Origin of the sequence: Chamaesiphon sp. VAR_48_metabat_403, assembly GCF_031422475.1 — a bacterium.
Lineage (GTDB): Bacteria > Cyanobacteriota > Cyanobacteriia > Cyanobacteriales > Chamaesiphonaceae > Chamaesiphon.
This window is the reverse complement of record NZ_JANPLS010000150.1, coordinates 1-4372: the sequence shown is the minus strand read 5'-3', so window position 1 is coordinate 4372 and position 4372 is coordinate 1. Positions and strand designations below refer to the sequence as shown.

Sequence of the window (4372 nt, the reverse complement as noted above, 5' to 3'; positions counted from 1 at the left end):
GACGCAGACTTGACGAATAACCATCGAAGTATGTGGCATTTGATAAATATCTGCCAGATTGAGGCTCAGGGGATTGGCTACTTCTCCAGATATATTTAGCTTGAATTTAGCCAGATCGATCGCGGGTGTGCCGCGAAAGCTGTTGACAATTAATTTTTCGGGTTCAATCGCCGAAATGGGAAATTCTGGGGTGGGTTTAGATGACAATAACAATGACTGAAACTCTTCATTCAGCGGCATGGATATTCGCCCGATCGGATCGTAGAGCAGCGTTCCAGCAACGTTTACTAATAATCCAGCTCCAGTCCATTGTAATAATTGACGGCGAGATATTCGGCTGGTTTGTTCCATAGGTTTTAGGTTTTTATTTGGGCTGTAAATCTGTGAGTTTCAGATTTAAAAATGCTGTGGCGATTTTTCCGTTACCGATTCCTAATGCTAAAACAGAATGAATTAGCGTGTAGAGTAAAACGAGGGGAACAGTCATAAAATGAACAGTTCGGAGTGTTTGCCAATCGCCAAATTTAGAAGATAACCAATAAAATTGGACGGGTTGGTACATCGATAAACCTGTGGCGATCGCGAGTAATAAAATTGGAATGATGCTGGTATAAACAACCCGATGCCAAGCATAGGCTTTGCGTTTGGGATTGCGGCTGACTTGAATAGCGTTGAGATCTTGTTTGTCTACAAATCGATCGCGCCATCTTTTCGTCCAGAAAATATAAATGCCGTAGGCTAATAGATTAAACCCATAAATCCACATCAGGGCAAAATGCCAATTTCGTCCCCCAGCCAGCCAACCACCGAGGGTAAACAGCCAAGGAACATGGATGCCTTCGCGTCCGCCAAATACGGGATTGGCATTATAAATTTGCAAGCCACTAGCCAGCATTCCGAATAGGCTAATTATATTTACCAAATGAAACAACCGGACGATCGATGGTTGTGCCCCAGGTACTTTTGTCTTTGTCAATGCCATTTAATTTTATTTAAGTCTCCTTAAAACATTTTCGGATACTTTCTAGTCGATCGCGAATTGCACCGCTAACTAATAACTCGCGAGCTAATTTCATCCCCGCCGCCATATCGCTGGCTCCGCCACAGTGCCACAGATAAAATCCGGCATTCCATAAGACTGAATTAAGTGATTCTGAAGGTTCTGCACGCAAAACGCTCTCAAAATCAGCCATTAATTCTGGGGTAGATAGTAAGGGGGGATTGACATTACTCAAGCCGTAGTCGTAATGATGGAGGAAGATCCGCTCTAATTCTCGTCCCGATTGATGAACGCCGATAATTACCGCGCGATCGCGTGGGAGATCGCTACTGCCTTCTAATCCCTTCACTGTGGTGATTTGATGAGGCGTGTTGCGGAGAGTGGCGGCGACGAGTGCTGTTTGTTCGGTGGGTGGATGAACGTAACCAAAAATCAGCCGCGCATCGCCAGCGTAAGGGCACCATAACAGCTCTAGAGTTGCGATCGGCGGACGTTTGCCAATTTGGTCGCGGTAGGGTGTCAAGCCTGCCGCAGCGGGGAAATGAGTGGGCGTATAGATGAAGCCTAACTTGGTTAGCTCGAAAATTTCTTGAATCCGATCGAGAGCTATTTTAGTCCAATCGATGCCCCATTCCTGCCAAATATCGACTAGGGGAATGCCATATTTAGTCGGCATTCGATCGCCACCATGCAAAATTACCGGGATTCCTGCCTCTGTGAGAATGAGAGATAATAGCGGTGCAATTGGGACGGTGCGAGATCGACCATCATAAGGAATGCCAAAGATAACTGGCGATCTGCCATGACTGGCAACGGGTTGTAATTGCGGCCCCATCCTAGCATAAGTATCTAGCATCCCCGCTAACTCTGCCCCGGTCGGGCGTTTGATCCGATGAGCGATGAAAAAAGCTCCAATTTGGGCAGGGGTAGCTATTTGCAGCAACATCATTTCCATTGCTGCTGCTGCTTGCTCGCGAGTTAAACTCTTGCCAGTATGCGGCCCGCTGCCAATTATTTGGACGAATTTCCGAAATCGATCGCTCATTTTTTACGTGACAGGAGACTGGGGGACTGGGTGACTGGGTGACGGGGAGACTGGGCGACTGGGTGACTGGGCGACTGGCTATTCTATTCTTCCTCCCACACTCCCCACACTGCCCACACTTACTCCGATCTCCCATCTCCAAGCTCCGATCTGTCTTGAAAAGGTGCTTAACTTGCGGCTCACCTTTGGACGGGTTCCCCGTCAAAAGAGGTGAGTCAAGACGGGGGAACCCCAAGACCGCACTTTTCGCTCCCATCTCCCATCTGTTTACTGACTAAATCGCAGAAAAATTGAATGGGGGGAATTTGGAGTCTGTCGGTGGTGGTGACGAGAATGACTTGACGAGAGAGACTGGTGCCTGTTTTGGGAGTGGGTTCGATCGATCGAGCTGTCAAAGTTGGATCGCTGTGGATGTCGAGTAATGCCGATTTTGGTAACAGTGCGATTAATTTACCCTGTCTGACTACGCCCCGAAAGGCATCGAGCGTATTTAATTCTAACACCGCATTGAGTTTACTACCTTGTTTGATAAATTGTTCTTGCACCAATCGCTGCATTCCATAGCCATCTTTAAAGACTACCTGCGGGTACTTGACTAATTCTGCCCAAGGTACCTGTTGATATGCCGCTAAGGGATGATCTGCCGACATTAAAATTTCGATCGGTTCTTGATAGAGATTTTGCACCACGAGATCGGGACTGGCGGTAAATAGCCGATTGTCCATGACAATGGCGATATCTACCAAGCCATCTTTGAGTACTTTAAGAGCGCGATCGCTACCTAATGCTGTTACTCTCAGTTGTACCTGAGGATGTTGATGGCAAAACTGTTGCAAAATTGGCGGCAACATATTGGCACATACCGAGTGAATGGCGGCAACGCAGAGATCGGGTTGTTTGCCTGCCAAGAGATGTTCGATCGATTTGCGTGCGAGTTGCCATTCCGCACAAATTTTGCGTGCGTGGGGTAAGAGTCGTTCGCCACCAATGGTGAGTTTTGCCTGATGATGGCGATGGAATAAGGAAATACCTAAGCCTTCTTCTAACGACTGAATTTGGCGGCTGATTGTCGATTGGGTACAATCGCAGGTACGCGCAGCCTGTTGAAAACTGCCAGTTTCGGTAATTGCTAAAAAAGCTTGCAATTGTTCGATCCGCATGTTGTTGAGTTAGCCTTCCTTACTCCTGAATTTCGATCGTAGCTACATTTAAAAGTTGTTGATGCCATTCGCCAGTACTGGCGATCGCACAACCCCACTGCGTGACATCACCTTGATTGTATCGAAGTGGCGTGCCATCTTGATGGGTAAACTTGCCACCTGCTTCGGTCAAAATCAGTTCTGGTGCGGCGAGATCCCAATCTTTTGGTGCGGATGTACCCGATAAGGATACATATACATCGGCGCGATGTTCGACAATGGTAGCAATTTTACAGCCAATACTCCCGACTTCGAGCTGTTGCTGACATGGGAGTTGGGCTAAGAGATTTACTAGTCGCTTGCTGCGGTGATTTCGACTGGCGACGACGACTAAATCGGTGAGTTTTTTACCCTGTAATACCCGAACCGATTTCCTCATGCCATCTCGCTCGCTCGATTCGGTACCCATCCCCGCAATTGCCGCATACATGCGATCGGTTTCGGGGATCGTGACTACAGCAAGAACGGGACGATGTTGGTATGTCAGGGCGATATGAATGGCATATTCTCCAGTTTTGTCGATAAAATCTCGCGTACCATCCAAAGGATCGATAATCCAGACCCAATCTTGGGGTAATTGCAGATCGCCAGCCTGATAAGTTTCTTCGGTTAGATAACCACAACTGTCCCCACACATGGCTTGGATCCCTGAGAGGATGTGTCGATCGACTGCCCGATCTGCGGCGGTAACTGGCCCTTCAACCTTGTCTAATACCTCCAGATCTGCACGACTGCCACGATAATAAGATTTTAAAATTGCTGCTGCCGTCCAACTCAACTCAATCGTCCGTTCTAAAATGTCAGCTAAAGTCAAATGCGGAAGTGGTGAATTCACAAGAATTGGCAGTTTATGACTGGGAAATAATCGAAAAGTTTAGATTTGTTGCGGTGGCTGGATTCTGGCGACATAACGATCTGTACTATTCCGATCGCGTGTTCGGTTTCCACTATCTCTGGGTACTAAATCGATACGGTTTCCTGTGTCTAGCTTACCTTAAATTTTTGCGATCGCGGTGCTAGAATAAAAACGAAGCCGCAAGTCGGTATCAAAAAAAACAAGTGTGAGGAAATTTCAAATGAACTGGAAAACTTTATTAGTAGTCGCCAGCAGAAAGAGTTAAGCTGGCG

General features: G+C 47.2%; 5 protein-coding genes. All 5 read right to left on the bottom strand.

The window, feature by feature from the left end:
• Positions 1-351: molybdopterin-dependent oxidoreductase (locus RMO79_RS07340; RefSeq protein ID WP_310482460.1), on the bottom strand; the 351-nt coding region annotated here is incomplete at its 3' end.
• Between the two features lie 13 nt (positions 352-364).
• Entirely contained in the window at positions 365-982 is a 618-nt protein-coding gene (locus RMO79_RS07335; protein WP_310482459.1) for a cytochrome b/b6 domain-containing protein, read from the bottom strand.
• A gap of 10 nt (positions 983-992) precedes the next feature.
• On the bottom strand, positions 993-2045 hold the full coding sequence (locus RMO79_RS07330) for an anthranilate phosphoribosyltransferase family protein (protein ID WP_310482458.1): 1053 nt from the start codon (positions 2043-2045) through the stop codon (positions 993-995).
• Between the two features lie 215 nt (positions 2046-2260).
• The gene (locus RMO79_RS07325) at positions 2261-3205 is read right to left on the bottom strand and encodes a LysR family transcriptional regulator (RefSeq protein WP_310482457.1); all 945 of its coding nucleotides are present in this window, start codon (positions 3203-3205) and stop codon (positions 2261-2263) included.
• Positions 3206-3224: 19 nt separating this feature from the next.
• On the bottom strand, positions 3225-4079 hold the full coding sequence (locus RMO79_RS07320) for a 3'(2'),5'-bisphosphate nucleotidase CysQ (RefSeq protein ID WP_310482456.1): 855 nt from the start codon (positions 4077-4079) through the stop codon (positions 3225-3227).
• Between the last annotated feature and the right edge of the window lie 293 nt (positions 4080-4372).